The organism is Spiroplasma endosymbiont of Dromius quadrimaculatus (assembly GCF_964031155.1).
Lineage (GTDB): Bacteria > Bacillota_I > Bacilli_A > Mycoplasmatales > Nriv7 > Nriv7.
In genome coordinates this window covers 661,884-679,808 of record NZ_OZ035010.1, presented here as the reverse complement: position 1 = coordinate 679,808, position 17,925 = coordinate 661,884, and the positions used below count along the sequence as shown (strand labels likewise).

Genomic DNA, 17,925 nt, shown 5'->3' with positions numbered 1-17,925 from the left:
CAATTTCTAATATAACTAGAAGATCAAGCAGTTTAAAAAAAGTATTTGCTAAAATTAAAAAATCTAGTAATTTTTCTTCTAAAAATAGAACACACCCGGCTTCAAAATATGGAACTTATATAAACTTTTTAAGAGAAAGCACAAATTATTTTGAAATTACTAAAAATGTTGAAAAATTAGAAGGAGTTATTAATACAAATTACCCAAACAAAAAAGTATTTAAATTAAAAAATGGTATTGATAAACATAAAATTATTCCATTAAGTAATGAAAATCATGAAATTGAATTAGTTTTTGATACAAGTAATTTATATTTAGAGGGAATTATTAATATTGATAAAAATCATAATAAAACATATTGATATTTTTCTGATTCAAAAATAAAAAATTTAGATAATAACATTACTTCAGAATCTCTTCATTTTTCAGGAAATTATAGCAGTTTAGTAGGTGAAGATACAATAGAAATTAGTAGAAAAAATATTAATAACTCTATTAGTAATTTAAGTAATATCACCAAAGAAAATAGGCATACTATTAAAAATGATTTAGTACGAACTGTTTTTATAACATCAGAATCAATGCGGTTTTTTTCTGTTAGAGATAGTATTAAGAAAATTTTAATTGATGATAATAAAAAAGTTATTTGACAAGATCATAAAAATACTCTTAACGATTGGGGTAAATATAGCAAAAAATATTATGAAATGATAGAAACAGGAATTACTCCAGAAAACGAAGAAGAAAAAATAATTAATATTGCCGTTTTAGCTCCAAAAGATTACGAAAAATAAGAGACGGGTCAAAAGAATAATCAAAAAATGAAAAAGTTATTATTAATTTTAGGTCTAATTGGGGCAAAGGCAAAAGTATAATCAGTTTAATTTCTCGTGAAAAATAAGCAAACTATTCAAACCAGTAATTTCAATTAATTACCGGTTTTTATTTTGTCAAAATAGAAAAAATGAAAAAGTTGTTTAGTTGTTCAAAGGTGTTTTTATCGTAAAAAGCCATCTTTCTTTGGGTAGTTTACAGTTTTTAAAATATTGAACGATGCCAATTCAAAATTGGGGTAGTGTGATTTCACATTTAATGATAAAATTTGAGAACAGAGCAGAGTGAATTTAAGTTAATTACTTAGAGACACAGTTAATTGTACAGTCCCTTTAAAATTATGTTGAAAATTAAATTCTAATCAATTATAAAAATTCCGTGTTTTAATTATTTTACCTTTGATATTTGTTACTTTTAAGTCACCGTTTCTTCCAAGATTATCAGTTTTTAATGTGCTTATTCCTTCTTCATCTAAATAAATATAACTATTTTTCATAGCTAATGTATTTTTAAAATCAATTGGTAATTTATTTAATCCGCTTTCATTTTTATCAAATTCACTTAAGGCTATACTAAAATTTTGTCTAAATCCGTCTCACATTCAATTAATTTTTGCTTTTAATAAAGTAAATTCGTATGTTTCATTCTCAACTTGTAATATTGTTTTGTTTTCCTTTTTAGAACATCCACCTATTGACAATGTTGTTAGCCCCAAAAGAGCTATTGTATTTAAAAATTTCATAAATTTAACTCCTTTATTTTATTTTTTCAATATATATATATATATATATATTATACAAAAATTCTTAAAATCATTAGAAAGATGGCGAAACCGATTAAAAATTGAAAGGTATGGTAAAAAGCTGGTACCGTTTTAAAAACCGGAAAAATGGCGGTTGAAAAGTTAACTGTTGCTTTTGCAATAATTGCTAACGGGCGTAAAATTGTAATGATTTGTGACGCCGTCAGCATTCAGTTTAGCATTTTAATACCAGCATTTTGAATGGCACAACCAATATCATTAAATGTTGGTATTCATCGTCCAGAATATTTGCAATTTGCCGGCGGAATTAAGTCATCTCATTCTGAGTTGGTTGAACCGTCAGGAATAAAGACTGTGGAATTTAAGACATTAAAGTCATAAATTTTAAAATTGTAATTAGAGATATTGCCTTTGTGATAAAGTGGAAAAGTTAAGGTAAAAATATTAATACCATAACGAATATCAATGTCGGTGTTAAGATAATTAATACTATTAGCAGTTTTGGTGGTTGGTAAGGCAATGAGTTTATTATCATAGGATTTAAGGACATTAAAATCAATTTGATAAATGCTATTGGTATTATTGTTAATAGCATTGTAATTCTCTTGGTGCATTTTTTTGTCAAAAGTAAAAAAATAACTTCTTAGTAATAATTCCGAATTACCAGTAACATTGATTAAATATTTTTTAGGATAAAAGGTAATTAATGAGCGATAAAAAAAACCGATTTGAATAAAATAATCCTTCTTATAGTTTTCTACACTTTTAAAATCAATTTCGGTATAAGTTTTCTCGTCCATATCAAAAGTAGCATAAAATAAACTAGCAAAGAAATTTCCAAGAATTTCGTAAATTTCATCAAAAGTATTTTTATAATTATTACTGTTAATACTAGGAATGTTGTTTTTAAAATAAAGGTAAATGTCATTTTTTAATTCAGGGTCGTATCTCAAAAAACTAAATTTAACATTAAGATAATTTAAGGTACCAAAAAGATACTTAATTAGATAATAATCGTTAGCATTTGCAGTGTTATATTTTCAGATCTCGGTTTCATCGTGTAGCAATTGTAAATAGTTATTTCCAGCAATTAGGGTTTTATTAAATGCCTTAATTTTAAGGATATTATCGTTGGTATCCTCTTGTTTTGGAATGACAATTTTAATTGTATTTGTTCCTTGCAATTGTGTACTTGTTTCAGTTGCAATGACTTTAATGATAAATGTTCTGTCAGCGATATTGTTTGTTGTTAAATCAAAAGTAGCTCTATCATCTAAGTAATTGTTGTCATTGTCTTTAATTTCTGTATTATAGTCAATGCCTTCAATTGCATTATTTACGCCAGCAAGATTGTTAATTTTTTCATTAAGTATTTTTTTAATTATTTTGATAACTTCAATTTTGGTTGCATTTGTCGGATCAATTATTTCTGAGTTTGGTAAAATAGTTGAATTTTTGTGATAAAAATAGCTTTCATTTTTAAAACCATGATTTTTAATCGTAAATTCTTTGTAATAATCTTTTTCTAAGGTGTCAATAAAATTAAAAACTGGTGTTCAATAAAGATAAGAGTAATTGAATTTGTCAAAATCACCACGATGAACCATTAAATAATCAAGGTTATCAATAACATCACTGTATTTATGGTTACCGTCAAAATTAGTGGTTGTTGTAGGTAATTCAATATCGGTAGTTTTTTTATGTTGAAAATTAAATTCTAATCAATTATAAAAATTCCGTGTTTTAATTATTTTACCTTTGATATTTGTTACTTTTAAGTCACCGTTTCTTCCAAGATTATCAGTTTTTAATGTGCTTATTCCTTCTTCATCTAAATAAATATAACTATTTTTCATAGCTAATGTATTTTTAAAATCAATTGGTAATTTATTTAATCCGCTTTCATTTTTATCAAATTCACTTAAGGCTATACTAAAATTTTGTCTAAATCCGTCTCACATTCAATTAATTCTTGCTTTTGATAAAGTAAATTCGTATGTTTCATTACTTTGTCTTTTATTTCTAATTAGTGGTTGTGATGTTGCTTTGTCATTGTTAATGTTTTGGGGAATAGTAAAAATGTTATTGAAACTAATAATTAACACGGTAAATATTTTCATAAACATTTTTATCACTCCTTTTTAAAATATTTTATTTTTCATTGTTCTTTTTTCTTTAATTTTTTTAATAAGTCACTCAATACCACAATTTATAATTACCGCTATTGTAATGCATATATCTAAATATCCTAGTATCATAAGTGAAATTAATGCTTCAAATTTTTCATATAATAATTTCAAATCATTAATTTCCAATTTTAAAAATGGAATGAAAAAGATAATAATCATAAAAATGTAAGGTAAAATTCTCCATCAATATTTTTTTAAAGAATTAATTAGTTTGTTTGATTTCATTTTTCAAGACTCTTTTTGCTTTAATTTTCTGAATAATAAAGCGGATTAATTTTTCAAATTTAATTGCAAAATATATTGCTCCGCCTCATCAAAAAACAAATATTCCTGCTAACATAATACTACTATTGAACTTGCCAAAGAAATCAACCATTTCTTTATTCATAAAATCATTAAATTCGCCACTTGTTCCGGTTATTCATTTAGTATCGAATGCTGTTAATGCACAAATTAATAAGCTTATAAAGATGAAAATGATACTTAATACTATTTTTAATCACTGTTTTTTAAAAGAATTTTTAATTCTTAATTTTAATGGCATTTTTTCTTTTGAATTATCTTTTTTAAATAATTTTCCTAAAAGTTTTTTCATTTTTATTCTCCTTTTGTGTTTAAAAATTTTTAATTTTTGGTTTTCAATTATTAAGTCTAATTTTTGATTAATATGAATAGTATTTCACTTTTCTAGTTCTAAGATTTCTTTATTTTTTTCCATTATTATGTATTTAAGAGTATTAACACTATTTTCTAATATGACATTAGCAATTTTTAATTTGTCATTCTCTATTTCTAATTCTTGTTTTTTAGTTCATTTTTCCATTTTTTACCTACCTTTAATTACAATAAATAAGGCAATAAGTACACAAGTAACACCAAGAATGGTAAAAATTGGGTGTTGCGAAAATGTTCGTGCCATTGGTTTAAATAGTTCTAAAATTGTTAAATTGCTAGTAATAAACTTTTGGAAATTGGCAAGTCCTTCGCTAATATAGTTTGTTAAAGTTTCAAAATGACTACCAGCCAGAAGTCCAAGAACAGTTATTAAGATAAAAATAATAATTAGTTTGAACATATTTATTTACTCTTTTGATTTCACGATTTGAAATTTTTATTTTGTCTAACTGTGGTAATTTGACCGCTTTTTTTGTGGTGAAAATTACCGACTTGTTTCTCTTGTTTGTTAATTCTAGCGGATATATCTTGTTGGTGTTTTTTAACTTTTCCTCAGGCACTTAAACGGCCACTATTTTTAACGGCATATCGGCGTTCTTGTTCTAAATTAACTTGTTGACTACCAAAACCGAGAATAATTGCCATAAGAAATTCTACTGCAAGCATTAAGAATAAAGGAAATATTAGTTGAATTTTTGTTCCTGGTACTTCAAGACTTCAAATTAAATCAAAAACTTTATAAAGCATTTGGGCGAGAAAGTCGGCCATTTTTGCAAGATTTTCCATTTTTTATTGTTCCTTTTCTTTCATTTTTCTTAAAAAGTTGCTAAATTTATCCATTTTTAAGTATTCTAAGTCTTCTAAATCAATTGCCGTATCAGTATAGTATTTGTCTTCATAATCAGGATTTACTTTTGAATTTAAGTAATCTCTTAAAAATGCTAGATAAAAAGAATTGTAAGTGTTAAGTATTGGTAAAGGAATTTTTAGTTTAAAAAAATAAATATCAAGTTCAGGAATATCACGGTATTTAATGCGACGACCCTTTTTACTATTTTTAGCATCAATTAAGGTGTTTCGTCAGCGTTCATATTCTTCAATACTAGTAAAAGTACCATAGATGACTTTTAAGTAGGGACGAAAAATATTAACGGGTTTTTTGCGAATTCCCACAATCACATTATTGGCAATATCACGAACTTTAACTCAAATATGTTTATCTCTTTGACCGCTAGCGAGAACAATATGACCAAAATGCCGTGCTAAGGCGAAATATTCTTGGATACCGGTTTCTTCGTTTTTGGTATTATTTTTTTCTCAATCAGTTCCTTCTAAGAATAAATTGGTTTCATCTCACAAAAGTAAGGTTTTATCTGGTAATACCGGATAATCAAAGTCTAATAATCCCATATGTCCTAAACTTAATTTTTGGGTTTCTAGTAATGGAAAGGTTGAGGCGATGTGATATTTCTTCTTTTTTAGTAATTTTGATGCGTATACTAGAAAAGCAGTTTTGCCAGTCCCTAATGAACCAATCACAATATTTAATGGTGAGTTTTTTAAGAAATTAATAACTTTGTTAATTTGTGTTAAATTATCGATTTTAAAAAGGAAAATTAAAATGCAACCTGCTAAAAATAAATAGCTCACAATGTTTTTAAAATAACCGTTGTAAATATATCAAATTGCTCCTCAATGTCATAAAATTAAAAATGAGGTGCGATTCAATTCAATAAAATGGTTATTTTTTTCTATTATTCATTTGCAAAATTTCATCTTGCACCTCACTTTATTTTTTTGTTAGCGTACCGCTCCAAGTAATTTTTCAAACATTTTAAAGCAAATAAAGAATATTGCCAAAATAAATGGGAAAATGAAGATTCAGTAGTCAGCAAAGAAGTTACCGACTTGTGGCATATTAACAGCAATAATTTCTCACATTTTAGTAAACGCTGTTATAATTGCGTTTCACAATTTAGTCATCGCGTCACTAGCTGTTATCTTTGTTACTGCTGGTGCATCAACTAAGAAAGTTCCAAACATATAATCACCCCCTTTCTTTTTAAAACATTCATCATTTATATTCAAAGTTTTTCTTAAATTTGTTAAAACCACGATTAACCTTAACACGATTGTATTTTTTCCTAATTAATTTTGAATTTCTTTGGGAATGCATCACAATGTAACTTCTTGACATTAATTTTGCCTCTATCTAAATACTGATATGGTTTTTCAAAGTAACATTAGAATAAATCACACCATAATCGCTGTTAGAAGTCAAAAAGCAATGTTTGCTATTAAAAGTCAAAGTGGTGCTTCGGTTAATTTAATTTCTTTACTACCAGTAATGTGGGCCGGAATAGTTGTAATTTGAATAAATAAATCTCAGAAAGTTTGTTTAATTTGTTCTCAATTAAATTCTTTTAAGTTTATTGTCATTTTTTATCTCCCAAAAATCATTTTTATTGGTAAATACATAATTGAAATTAATGCGAAAAGAAAAGTAATAATAATAATTAATCCGGCAATAAACGCAACCTGTGCAGGCATTTTTTCTATCGGAATAAACAGTTTTAAGAATTCCATAATAATTTCTCAAAACATTATTTTTTATTCTCATTATTTTCTTTTGAATTAGGAGCTTTAACTCATTCTTCAAAGCGGGCAATAAACACTTTTTCATCTTTTGTAAAATTACCAGTATTATTTTTAATGGCATTTTTATATTTAATTCTAATTTTTATTTTGGCATAAATTTTATAAGCAAAATATGCTAATAGCATTATGCAAATGATAATAAATATTATTCCAATCGCAATATTCATTTTTAAACTCCTTTAAAATAGTTATAATTTATATCTTTTTTGTTGTTTTCTTTTTCTGCAATGAAGAAACCTAATAATTCTTGTCCATTAATTAATTTGGTTTCATTTTCTTTTTGATTAATTGAAATTATTTGATATTTACTATCTTTTATTATTCCGATGCAAATAGAATTTTCATATTTTCCTTTATAAACAAATCGCTTTGGAAATCAAATGCCGATTTGTTTATTAAATCACGGTATTTTTGGTGCTTTAATAAACATTGCGTTTTGTGTTTCTTTTAAGAGATATTTTTTAGTATTTAAGAAAATGTTTTCAATGTTTTTCATAATAAATTACCTTTCTTATAAATAAACTAAGTTATATTAACTAAGTTAGTTAACTTAGTTTTTTAAACACTTATATATCGTAGATTTAAGTGTTTAACAAGCTTTGTTATTAAATTTTGTTTTTTTAATTAGATAAAGATTTTAATAATTTTAAACTTAGCATACCCCTATATAGAAATTTCTACACTTTAATGTCCGCATCCTACCCTTGGAACTAATTTAATAGCGTGTATATTTTTAGGAAATCCACCCATTCATTTTTTTATTGCAAAACGAAACAAATTGCTATAGCTAATAGGATGTTATCTATTAACTGGTAAACTTCTTTTGGTTATGGCGACCACCCACAATTTATCGTGCTTTAATACATACCAACATTATTAACTCACTTGTATTTAATTTTCAAAGAACAAATTTTTAACACCTTATAAAATAAAAAGACAATCATTGCTGACTGTCTTAATACTTATTCAAATATTTTCCCACCTAACAAAACTTTATGCGTCCATGAAGCAAAACTGACTAAATATTAAATTAATTTTGGAATATTTGCTTATTATTTAGAAAATAGAAAAAGGAGATATAAAATGTCAAAAACTATTTTTATTGTTATTGGAATATTCATTTTATTATCAATATTTGGTACTTTTTTTGTTAATTGATTGTGAATAAAATTACGAAAATTAAAAAGTACTAACAATGAAAATTATTTGAAATTAAAAAAATGTTGATTTGCATTAGTAGTATTACAAATTTCATTTATAGTAATACTAGCAATAGTAACAATTTTAAAAACGCAGTAATAAAGTTAGAAAAGGAGGTAACGATATGACAACAAGTTTATTTGTAATATTTGCTACATATAGTACCTTAATAGTAGTATTTACATTTTTAATGTTTGCATATGGTGCGAAAAAAGGAAAAATAAAAAAATTATTAATAACTGATGACAGTTTAATTGGAAAATATGAACGATATAAAATAGTATTTGTGTCTAGTTTAATATTAGTAGTAGTTTTTAGTTCCATATTAGTGCCATTAATTGTTTTAAATCTTCGTAATTAAGATTAATAGTTAAGTATTTTATTAAGTTAATACTGAATTAGAAATGATTTTATTTGTACTAATTTTTAAGTTTTATTAGTAAAAATATTAAGATAATGAGATTGAGAGGAATTTTTTAAAATATGGATGTGAATATAAATAATAATATTTCTTTTATAGAAAAGAGAGAAAACTCAGAATATTATCAAAAAAGTCAATATAAAGTATTTTTAAGAAAATATATTAGTGATTCAAAATATGATGGATCAGTTTTAGGAGTTTTTTCACCAATGGGAACCGGCAAAACTTCTTTACTAAAATCTGTTCAAGAAAGTTTTATTGAAGATAAAGTTAATCAACCTTATTTTATTAATGTGAATGTTTGAAATATTATTGAAGATGAGGATAATAAGCAATTTTCTTTAAGGAAAAAAATTATTAAAGAAATGCATCGCTTAACTTTTAATAATTTTAAAGAAAAAATTAATTATGGCAGAAGAATAGATTATAGTATTAATAATGAACCTAGTGATGTTCATAAAAAACATTTTTTTAAAAAAAGAACTTGAATGGTTTTTGGAACATTAGCAATTTTAATAAGTTTTGCGATATTATTTATTTTAAATTTACATTATAAATGGTTACTTGTTTCTGATAGTTCATTTCTTCCTGTTGCTTGGATTTTTGCTTCAGTATTTCCATTTATGTGAAGTCAATATTTTTCTGGAAAAATAACAACTAAAAAATCTGATCAAGATTTATTAACATCAAATTATGATTATGAAGAACATTTAGAAGCCTTATTAAATAGAATGAATAAAATAACTTTATTAAATAAGATTAAAATGTTTTTTTTAAATAAAACTAAAATAGATAAAAAAATTGTTTTTATTTTTGATGGTTTAGATCAAATTACATCTAATGAAATTTATGAAGTTTTAAGAACAATTCGGATATTTTTAAATAAAAATAATGTTAAATATCTAATATTATTAGATGAGCAAAAAATGTTATCGGGTTTTAAAAACTTTATTTTAGAAAAAAAGCAATCAGATGATCAATTAATAAAATGTGTTAAAGAATATTTTCAATATTTTTTAAGATTAAGACCTATTAATAAGATAGATTTGAGTAATGCTTTTAATGAATATTATAAAAATAATATTCATTTAGTAGCGTTAACGAACCAGCACTGGAATGAAATATTACAAATTCAAAGTGAAGAAGAAAACATTAGGTTTAAGAATTTTGAATTTAAGAAAGCATTAATTAAGAAATTTTGTTTGTGAAACGATAACTTTGTTTATTCTGATGTTATTGATTTTTTAAATACATTCATTATGAATGTTAATGATGAAATAGAATATTTAAATAATTATGAAGATTTAATTGCTTTATTACTTTTAACTGTTTTTAAAAATAGTTTTGCAAATATCTATTTAGAAATATGTAAATATAAATCTTTAAATTTTAAAAATATTTTTTTAAAAATAAAACAAAATTATGATAACTCTATAAATGGTCAAAATTTAATAACTAATAAAGTGGAATTTGAAACTTTTCTCATTTATTTTGAAGAATATTTTAATAATCAAAAGTGTATGGAACAATTAACAAAAATAATATTTGGTAATAATAGTTTTCCAATAGTTAGTGAAAATTTATTGTCTTTAAAACAACAAAAAGCTAAAAATTTACTAATTGACTCAGGAAATCTATAATATAATGAGCGTTCAAATATATAAATTAAAATCTTGCTGAGCTTATAATTATAAAATAATTATAAAACGAAAAAAAAATAAAAATTACATAAAATTAGAAAGTAACAAATAAGAAATATGAATAAAAATAATAATAGTACTTCGCTACTACTAGGCGATAGCAGTAAGAAAAAACCCAAAATATTAAATGATTGCGATTTGCCTCATTTTATAAAGAGTAAAGAGAATGCTAAGGAATTTAATAAAATTAAAGATAAAATTTATTTAGAAGAATTTATTTTTTTAAAGCAATATATTGATAATAATGAATATGATAGTTCAGTTTTAGGAATTTTTGGCAAATGAGGAATTGGTAAAAGTTCTTTAGTAAAATTAGTACAGAATAATGAAGAAAAAAAGATTACTAGTAGTGATATTCAAAATAGAAAAAGTTTATTTATTTGGATTAATGTCTGAAATCTTAGTGATAAAAGTGATAATAAACAAATATCTTTGAAAAAGAAAGTTATTAAAGAAATGCATAACTTTCTTTTTGAAAAGGCTAATGAAAGATTGGCACATGGTAAGAGAATTGATTTTACATCTGATGATATTGAGTATAAACAGAAGAAGCGTCTTAAAAATGTAAGAATAGGTTTATTCTTGTTTACTGTTTTCTGAGCTTTTATCTTAGTTACAATGCTATCATTAATTCTTGTTTTTAAAGAATATAGTATTGTTTCCGGACTAGGATTATTTACAATTGCTTTTACTTCAATTTGAGGGCAATATTATAATGAACAAAGAAGTGCTAAAATAATGAAGATGAGTGTTTTAGATACAAATTATGATTATGAAAATCATATGTTGTTGCTATTACAAAAATTAGAAAAAAGTGACAAAGTTAAAAGAATAATTTTTGTTTTTCATGGTTTAGATCAATTAATATCTAGTGAGCTTTATGATGTATTAAACTCTATTAGAGTATTTTTAAATAAGAAAAATATCAAATATATTATTCTAATTGACGAAAGAAAGTTGTTATCTAGTGTTGGCGATGCAATAGAAAATAATAAGATTAGTAGTGATAATTCGGCAAGTTATATTAGTGAATACTTCAATTATACATTGCGATTACGACCGTTAACTTCTGTACAATTAAATATTGCTTTTGATGAATATTATGAAAAAATTGCTGATTTTGTTAGTGAAAAATGACAAACTGTATTAGGAAGATCTAAAAATATTCTTGTTAGTAATGAAACTAAAAAACGAGTAATCAAAGATTTTATATTATGAAAAAATGATTTGTCTTTTCGCGAAATAGTAAAAGGATTAAATATCTTTATTGCAAATTTTAGAACGCGGCGAAATTCTTTAACATATTATGAGCAATTAATACGAATTTTAATTATTAGTTGTATTGAATATAATTTTTCAGATATTTTTATTGAATTAGTTAAAGACCGTGATAGCTTTATTCGTACAAAAATATTACAATTAGTAAAAAATAAATCTGAATATGCAATTTTAAAATTAATTGATGATATTGAAAAGAATGCTAGTAGTAATGATACTAATTGAATTATTGAAAGTTATAATGTTAGTTCAGATATTAAAAGTAGTAGTAAAACAGAAATTAAAACTGAAAATAAAATTGAGAATAAAATTGAGGATAATACTGCTAATAGTGCTAATGTTAAAAAAACTGCAACAAGAATAGAAACGATAACAGAAGTTATGGCTCAGGCTAAAAATAAAATTGAAGAAGATAATGATATGCAAAAGAAATTGATAATTAATCAGTTTAAACTTTCACAAATTAAAATTGGTGTTTTTAATAATGTTCAGTTTATTAAGTTTTTATTTCATATTAAAAAATATCTTGTTATTACTAAAAAAGCATATTTTCATTGTCAAAATGAAGACTCTAAAACTCTTGAATTTGTAAAAGATGTTATAAACTATAAAGAACCTAATAGTTCAATTACACCATTAGAATTATTAACTAAAATTAAAACTTATTGTCAAACAAATAAAATTGTTTATTTAAAAGAATCATTCTCTGAACGGTTAATAACTAATTGAATGGGAAAAATCTTAAATGATTATTCAATTAATGATTCAATTATTCCAGCAAGTGATTTAGAGTTTATTTTAAAAAATTTAGGATTAAATTTTTTATCTCAAGAACATAAAGTTAAACTTATTGACTGAGCAATATTTTTTGTTAAAAATGATAATTATGATGAATATCGGAAAGTTTTAATTTTAACAATGGAGAAATTACAAACGCTTAATGATAGTAGTAACTTGATTATTGAAAAAGATGAAAAAGAAAAAATTCGTGCTTTATTCTTTCTTATTAATAATGATCCTAAAAAATATCATAATCTTAAAAGATTTCGTAATTTTTTAGAAACTTTAATTATAACTACTATAAAACACTTAGATACTGATAAAGGTGTGGAAAATAATCCATTAGAATTTAGTAAAAATCCTTGTTTATCAACTAGTAGTATTGATAGTGGCATATATACAGTACCTACTAGTCCTGTGGAGTTTACCAATAGTGAAACAGAAGAACAACAGCAAAGTAAATTTATTTTTTCAACTGGTAGCAAAACAGACACAAATACAAAACTTTAGATGAATGATATAAAGATTTATTAACAAAAAGTATTAATAAATTAATACTTTTAAAGTTAGCAATTCACTACAACTCCTTATTAATGCAGTGCAGTTTAGAAAGGAGAAGATAATGAATTTAGTTTTAAAAAATTTAAAACGAATTAAATTAGTAATTTATAAATGAGTAACTTTAATTGATTTCGTAGTATTATTATTTTATTGTAGTTTTATTACTTTGGTTTACTATACAATGAATTCGTTACCATTGTGAGTAAAGATTATTGTTATTATTATTTTAGGAATTTTCGGTTTATTGCTAGTACTTGAAGTTAAATATCGGCGTAAGGGTTATCAATTTTTATGACTAATTTTTAAATATTGGTTTTCTAATAAATCCTATAATAGTAAAGGAAAAAATAATCCTAAATTATTAGTTCCGTATCAAAAAATTAAGGGGCGGTATGTAACTGTTTCTAATAGTTTTAAAAGAGATAAAAAAGTTGTAAATCAAGTAGTTTTAGGGATTAAACTTGAAGGTTTTAATATTTCTTTATTAGAGGACCACATCCAATCAAAACATATGGAGGCATTTGCTAATGCTTTAAGAACATTAGAAAAAGATTGTTCATTGGTTAAGTTAGAAAAATCACTTAATTTAAAAAATCAACAAGTAGCACTTTTAAATTATGGCGAGAATGTTAAACAATTATATGAAAAAAAATTAATGACTTTTAAGGCATATAATGCTCGGGTACAACAGTTAGCAGATTATTATCAAACTAATAATTTATTAGAAACATTGCCAGAATTAAGTGAATCTAACTGATATTTACTTATTTATGGTTATGATGATGAGAATTTGATTAATCAAGCAAAATTGTTTATTAATCAAATTAATATTGCCAATATTAATTGTGAAATTCTTACTGGTATTGAATCAACTAAAGTACTTTATAACATTTACTATCCACAAGTGGATTTAGATGTTGCTAATATTAAAGAACATCAACAAATTTTATCAAAATTATTTGCTTATCATAAAGCAAAGTTTAATCGTAATAATTTACAAGTTAATGATAATGTCTTTTTGCATATTCATAATATTTTTGAATATCCTTTAGTAGTTAGTAATCGCTGGTTAGAACAGTTATCAATGTTAAAGAATAGTACTATTGTTTTAAATATTAATCGTATTGGTAAGTATAAACAAAAGAAACAATTAGAAAAGGCCCGAAATATTTTAGAAACTAATTTATTAGGAACTAGTAAGCAAATTTCCCAAAAAGAAATTTTAATTAATATTGATCAAATTAATAATTTGATGGATGCTGTTGCTAGTGGTGTGGAAGAGTTAATTGATACTAATCTATTAATTATGACTTATGGCAATAGTTATGAGCAATTAATTTCTGTTGACTATAATTTGCGAGACTTGTGTAAAGTTTTAGATTTTAAACTTGATAGTTTAATATATCAGCAGTTTGATGGTTTAGGAGCAATTGTTTTAAAACAACAAGACCCATTATTTAAAACTAATGGTGTGGAAATGCCAATATCAACATTAGGAGCATCATATCCTTTTGTAACTAATAATTTGAATGATAGTACGGGATTGTTTTTAGGAACAGGGGGATATGATAATCCCATATTTTTTGACCAATCAGTTCGTGATAAAAAACGGAAAAATTCTAATCAGTTAATTATTGGGACAAGTGGTAGTGGAAAATCATTTTTAGCTAAAAAAGAATTAAATTGACAAATTTCAACTGGTAAAAAAGTTATTATTATTGATCCCGAACGCGAATATCAACAATTAGCTAAATATCATGATGGTGTATGAATTGATGTTGGAAAATCAACAAAGGGAAAAATTAATCCCCTGCAAATATTTAATAATCTTGAAGATGATAATGAAGATCCCTTAACAGCTCACTTGCAATTTTTAGAAGAATTTTTAGAGTTAGCTTGTGGAGGTTTAAATCGTAATGAAAAAGTTCAATTAATGAAACTTATTTTTCAATTATATGAGAATGCTTCTATTACAAGAAGAACTGATTTTAATAGTTTAAAAGCAAATATGTTTCCAATAATGAATGACTTATATAATTTAGCACAAAAAGAATATGAGAAAACGCAACAATTAATATTTAAGGATTTATCATTAATCTTATCTCGTTTTGCAACAGGAGGAATTGATGCTAAATTATGGAATGGTTATTCAACGATTGAACATAATAATAATTTTTTACTAGTATTTGATTTGTATACTTTAACAGAAACTGGTAACAAACGGATTATTAATGCCCAAATATTTTTAATTTTAAAATATATTGAGTCACAAGTGCGAAAAAATAAAAACTGAAATGAAGCGCATCCTAATGAAAGTCCGCGATGAATTTCAGTTACTGTTGATGAAGCTCATTTGCTAATTGATAAAAAATATCCTAGTGCTTTATACTTTATGTTTTCAATGATAAAGCGAATTCGTAAATATAATGGCATGATGAATATTATTACGCAAAATATTAATGATTTTGTTGGTGATGATGAAATTAAAAGAGAAACTACAGCTATTATCAATGGGGTTCAATATTTAAAATGTTTGCAGTTATCACCGCATGATTTAACAGCATTAGAACAATTGTATAGTTCGTATGGTGGGATTTCTGAAATTGAGAAAAATAGTATTTCTCGTTTTAATGTTGGTGAATTATTGTTTTCTTTAGGTGGACATCACCGTATGGAATTAACAATTAATGTCTCAGAAGTAGAAAAGGAGGCGATTGTTGGTATTAAGAAATCTTAATAATTTATTAAAAGGAAAGGAATTTTGTATGCAAAAATATAATAAAAAATTAAATAATGGTGGTCAGAAAAAATGTTTATCAAGTTAAAGACAGGTTGAGAAGTAATTAAAAATTCTTTAAACAAAACTTCTAAATGTTTTCTTTTACCAGTAGCACTTTTACCAGTAGCAGGATTGCTTCGGGCTCTGGGAGCCATTATTTCTAATGCGGGTGGTAACTTAGAAGTTAGTAATATTTTTGATGGTTTGGGTAAAGTAGTATTTGATAATTTGTCACTTTTATTTGCTTTTTCAGTAGCGATTATTTTTACTAAAAGAAAAAATAAAGTTGAAACATCAATAACAGTCTTTATTGCTTATTTTACTTTTATTGTCTTACAAGGATTAATTATTAAAGAAACTAATAGTAAACAACATGCTCTTTGATTTCATGATATTTTGGATGCTGGTTTAGTAGTTTCCAATTTAGGATTTAAGCAATTAAATACAAGTATTATTTCTGGTCTTATTATTGGTGCCATTGTTGCTGTTATTCACAATAAATTAGGTGAAATCGAGATAAGTAGTAAATTTAAATTATTTAATGAAACTCGTTTAGTAAATGTAATAATTATTCCGCTAATCATCTTATTATCGTTAGGATTTCTATTATTATGACCGTATGTTTATAAAGGATTAATGGCATTAGGTAATGGCATTGGTAATGCTCCTTCTGGATTGGATTCTTTTAGTTATGGTTTTGTCGAAAAAGCAACAATGCCATTTGGATTCCATAATTTACTTAATGCTTTATTTTTTTGAACACCAGTTGGGGGTACTTTAAGTCCTGAATCAGTAATTACTTATACTTTTAAAGATCAACAATTTACGGGAACTTTAAAAGAATATTTTATAGCAACTGGTGGTAATATGGATTTTTTTAATACTATTTTTAAAGGTATTGAAACAATAACTGGTGACAGTAATATTGCAATAGCGCTCCGAAAATTAAACCTTGCTGAGAATATAACAAATAAGTATATTAATAATGAAATTTTGAGTTCTCATTTGAAGGCTACATTTACCATTTCGGGAGAAACATTTACGGGAACTTTAAAAGAATATTTTAAAAAGACTGCAAATATGGGACTTTTTAATAGTGTTTTTAAAGATGGTGAATCTGTTTTTGGAGATCAAAATATTTGATTAGCAATTCAAAAATTAAAATTACCGTTTAATGTTTTTAGTAATTTGGGAATTAATGCTGGAAAATATATGTTTGGTAGATTTCCCATTATGATGTTTTGTTTACCAGCTATTGCTGGTGCAATTATCTTAGCAACTAAAAGAGGTAATCGTTTAGGGAGTTTTTATAAGTTTGGCATTCCAGCAATCATCGCAGCGACTACTGGTGTAACCGAAGCGATTGAGTTACCAATTTTCTTTGCTGCTCCAGGATTATATTTTATTATTTATGTACCACTAACAGCTCTTGTTTGATTGGCAACTAACCTTTTAGGTGCTAATTTAGGTTCAACCTTTTCAGGTGGTTTTGTTGACTTTTTAATGTATGGTATTATTCCTGATGCCTTTGGAATGGGTACAAAATCTTGAGTTGCAGTAGCTGTTGGTCTTCCTTTTGGAGCAATATTTTTTGGATTATTTTATATTGGTATTAAAAGAAAATATGTAAATATTGTTGCAAAATCAGAAGATGAATTACAATTAGAAAAAAATCGTAATTTATGTAGTAAAGTACTTGAGAATCTTGGTGGTTATGAAAATATTAATAAAATTGATAATTATCAGTTAATCGCGAAGATTGTTCTTAAAGATAATAATTTATATAATTTTAAAAAAATGGAAAAAGTAGGTGAATTTGAATTAAAGGATAATTCATATTGAATTAGATTTTATGATTTAAAACCACAACACTTGAAAAATTATTATGAAATAATTGCGAAAACAGAAACTTCATCGGATAGTAGTGAGGTGGGGTTAAGTGTACCATCATATGACAGTATATCACTAAGCAGTGAAGAAGAAACACAACCAACAGTGAATGGCTCTCAAAAACCTTTACTAGAAGTTGAAGTTGAGGAAACAGAATTCTAAATAAATTAGTAATGATATTTAATAAGGGTGCTTGA

At 24.9% G+C, this 17,925-nt stretch carries 20 protein-coding genes; 7 read left to right on the top strand and 13 right to left on the bottom strand.

Features of this window, described 5'->3' with window-relative positions; translation table 4 throughout:
- The first annotated feature begins 2 nt into the window (after positions 1-2).
- Positions 3-794: a ribosome-inactivating family protein gene (locus AAHM88_RS03860; protein WP_342263325.1), complete on the top strand. Its 792-nt coding sequence runs from the start codon at positions 3-5 to the stop codon at positions 792-794.
- Between the two features lie 335 nt (positions 795-1,129).
- On the opposite strand, the gene AAHM88_RS03855 is transcribed toward AAHM88_RS03860, so the two are convergent.
- Genes AAHM88_RS03855 through AAHM88_RS03795 form a run of 13 tightly spaced genes read right to left on the bottom strand, consistent with a single transcriptional unit; the run spans position 1,130 to position 7,615 of the window.
- Entirely contained in the window at positions 1,130-1,576 is a 447-nt protein-coding gene (locus AAHM88_RS03855; RefSeq protein ID WP_342262246.1) for a hypothetical protein, read from the bottom strand.
- 50 nt (positions 1,577-1,626) lie between these two features.
- Complete coding sequence (locus AAHM88_RS03850) at positions 1,627-3,723, bottom strand: hypothetical protein (protein ID WP_342262245.1); 2,097 nt, start codon at positions 3,721-3,723, stop codon at positions 1,627-1,629.
- Positions 3,724-3,738: 15 nt separating this feature from the next.
- Positions 3,739-3,945 carry a hypothetical protein gene (locus tag AAHM88_RS03845; protein ID WP_342262244.1) on the bottom strand — a complete coding sequence of 69 codons (207 nt, stop codon included), beginning with the start codon at positions 3,943-3,945 and terminating at the stop codon, positions 3,739-3,741.
- A 43-nt stretch (positions 3,946-3,988) separates the two neighbouring features.
- Entirely contained in the window at positions 3,989-4,609 is a 621-nt protein-coding gene (locus AAHM88_RS03840; protein ID WP_342262243.1) for a hypothetical protein, read from the bottom strand.
- Between the two features lie 3 nt (positions 4,610-4,612).
- Positions 4,613-4,861: a hypothetical protein gene (locus AAHM88_RS03835; protein WP_215826579.1), complete on the bottom strand. Its 249-nt coding sequence runs from the start codon at positions 4,859-4,861 to the stop codon at positions 4,613-4,615.
- A gap of 2 nt (positions 4,862-4,863) precedes the next feature.
- Entirely contained in the window at positions 4,864-5,247 is a 384-nt protein-coding gene (locus AAHM88_RS03830) for a hypothetical protein (RefSeq protein ID WP_342262242.1), read from the bottom strand.
- A 3-nt stretch (positions 5,248-5,250) separates the two neighbouring features.
- Positions 5,251-6,237 (bottom strand): hypothetical protein, encoded by a 987-nt coding sequence (locus AAHM88_RS03825; RefSeq protein ID WP_342262241.1) that lies wholly within the window; start codon positions 6,235-6,237, stop codon positions 5,251-5,253.
- 24 nt (positions 6,238-6,261) lie between these two features.
- Complete coding sequence (locus tag AAHM88_RS03820; RefSeq protein WP_342262240.1) at positions 6,262-6,504, bottom strand: hypothetical protein; 243 nt, start codon at positions 6,502-6,504, stop codon at positions 6,262-6,264.
- Between the two features lie 19 nt (positions 6,505-6,523).
- Entirely contained in the window at positions 6,524-6,658 is a 135-nt protein-coding gene (locus AAHM88_RS03815; protein ID WP_338968593.1) for a hypothetical protein, read from the bottom strand.
- Positions 6,659-6,669: 11 nt separating this feature from the next.
- Entirely contained in the window at positions 6,670-6,900 is a 231-nt protein-coding gene (locus tag AAHM88_RS03810) for a hypothetical protein (protein ID WP_339024456.1), read from the bottom strand.
- Positions 6,901-6,903: 3 nt separating this feature from the next.
- On the bottom strand, positions 6,904-7,065 hold the full coding sequence (locus tag AAHM88_RS03805; protein ID WP_339024447.1) for a hypothetical protein: 162 nt from the start codon (positions 7,063-7,065) through the stop codon (positions 6,904-6,906).
- Positions 7,065-7,286 carry a hypothetical protein gene (locus AAHM88_RS03800; protein WP_342262239.1) on the bottom strand — a complete coding sequence of 74 codons (222 nt, stop codon included), beginning with the start codon at positions 7,284-7,286 and terminating at the stop codon, positions 7,065-7,067. Before AAHM88_RS03800 ends, AAHM88_RS03805 begins: the two co-directional genes overlap by 1 nt.
- Before the next feature lie 2 nt (positions 7,287-7,288).
- A complete protein-coding gene (locus AAHM88_RS03795; RefSeq protein WP_342262238.1) occupies positions 7,289-7,615 on the bottom strand; it encodes a hypothetical protein in 327 nt (108 codons plus the stop codon).
- Positions 7,616-8,202: 587 nt separating this feature from the next.
- On the opposite strand from AAHM88_RS03795, the gene AAHM88_RS03790 reads away from it, so the two are divergent.
- From AAHM88_RS03790 to AAHM88_RS03765, 6 genes are all read left to right on the top strand, one after another.
- Complete coding sequence (locus AAHM88_RS03790) at positions 8,203-8,418, top strand: hypothetical protein (RefSeq protein ID WP_342263317.1); 216 nt, start codon at positions 8,203-8,205, stop codon at positions 8,416-8,418.
- A gap of 25 nt (positions 8,419-8,443) precedes the next feature.
- The gene (locus AAHM88_RS03785) at positions 8,444-8,680 is read left to right on the top strand and encodes a hypothetical protein (RefSeq protein ID WP_342263316.1); all 237 of its coding nucleotides are present in this window, start codon (positions 8,444-8,446) and stop codon (positions 8,678-8,680) included.
- 128 nt (positions 8,681-8,808) lie between these two features.
- A complete protein-coding gene (locus AAHM88_RS03780; RefSeq protein ID WP_342263315.1) occupies positions 8,809-10,380 on the top strand; it encodes a P-loop NTPase fold protein in 1,572 nt (523 codons plus the stop codon).
- A gap of 117 nt (positions 10,381-10,497) precedes the next feature.
- Positions 10,498-13,008 carry a P-loop NTPase fold protein gene (locus tag AAHM88_RS03775; RefSeq protein ID WP_342263314.1) on the top strand — a complete coding sequence of 837 codons (2,511 nt, stop codon included), beginning with the start codon at positions 10,498-10,500 and terminating at the stop codon, positions 13,006-13,008.
- 112 nt (positions 13,009-13,120) lie between these two features.
- Positions 13,121-15,796, top strand: coding sequence for an Mbov_0397 family ICE element conjugal transfer ATPase (locus AAHM88_RS03770; RefSeq protein WP_342263313.1), 2,676 nt, complete (start codon positions 13,121-13,123; stop codon positions 15,794-15,796).
- A gap of 72 nt (positions 15,797-15,868) precedes the next feature.
- Positions 15,869-17,890, top strand: a complete 2,022-nt coding sequence (locus AAHM88_RS03765) for a PTS transporter subunit EIIC (RefSeq protein WP_342263312.1) — start codon at positions 15,869-15,871, stop codon at positions 17,888-17,890.
- The last annotated feature ends 35 nt before the right edge of the window (positions 17,891-17,925 follow it).